The 832-nt window shown below is 38.8% G+C and carries 2 protein-coding genes; one reads left to right on the top strand and one right to left on the bottom strand.

The features are described 5' to 3' along the window. Nucleotides 1-288, top strand: a 288-nt coding sequence (locus LD39_RS23110; RefSeq protein WP_035547313.1) for a hypothetical protein, incomplete at its 5' end; no start/stop codon positions are given. 34 nt (nucleotides 289-322) lie between these two features. Here LD39_RS23110 and LD39_RS12750 read toward each other — a convergent pair. Next, nucleotides 323-598: a YutD family protein gene (locus LD39_RS12750; RefSeq protein ID WP_052158856.1), complete on the bottom strand. Its 276-nt coding sequence runs from the start codon at nucleotides 596-598 to the stop codon at nucleotides 323-325. Between the last annotated feature and the right edge of the window lie 234 nt (nucleotides 599-832).

Below are 832 nucleotides of genomic sequence, written 5' to 3'. Positions count from 1 at the left end.
AAAAAAGATAAAAAATACTATTCCGACTTTGCCAATGTTGAAGCCCAGCGTAACTATCTTACCCCTGAACAACTTCCTGAAGGGCCTTACGGATCGCCTAGGAATAAATATGAGCCAGTCTCTAATGAAAAAAGCGCTCCATGGACGAAACAACAACGTTACTATAGCGCGTTTAACTATGAAAACAAGTCCCTGCACCAGGACCTTCAGCGTCATGAAGACGGGGCCCACCCTATTCACGATCATAAAGGTAAGGATATCAAGCCTTCAGAAGAACAAATGGAATAAAAAAACCGACGTGCTTTATTTAAGCGCGTCGGTTTTATTGATGGACTCGCTTCAAAACAAAATAAGCACATCCAAAGTTGCAATACTCATATAAATAATCTTCCAAGGTACTTATCTTTGTATCGAAGGTTGCTTTAGAATTTTGATCATCGTAAAAACCTTTAAGTCGAAGCTGTCCATATCCCCAGTCTCCTACAACGAAGTCATATTTGCCTAAAATATCGCTGAAGCGCCCTTCCACATCTTCCTGCTGAAAGGCTTCCCGATAATTCTCTACAAGTTCATATTTTTTCCCTAATAGTTCAACCACAAACATCACCTCTTATCCTTCCATTAGTGTATCATATTTCAAATGCTGCAAGGAAACCGAAAACCATCGTTTTGGTATGATTCATTAAATTTCGTCCAACCTAAAAACAAATTCAACAAAATTAGGAGGGAAACTAATGAAAAAGTTCTTTATGATGGTACTTATCCTTGGTCTCATGTCCATCTTCACTGCGGGATGCATGGAATCTGCACAGGATGAAAAAACAAAAATGAA

This window comes from Halobacillus sp. BBL2006, from assembly GCF_000786645.1.
Classification (GTDB): domain Bacteria; phylum Bacillota; class Bacilli; order Bacillales; family Halobacillaceae; genus Halobacillus.
The sequence above is the reverse complement of the archived record's forward strand: the minus strand, read 5'-3'. Positions and strand labels throughout refer to the sequence as shown.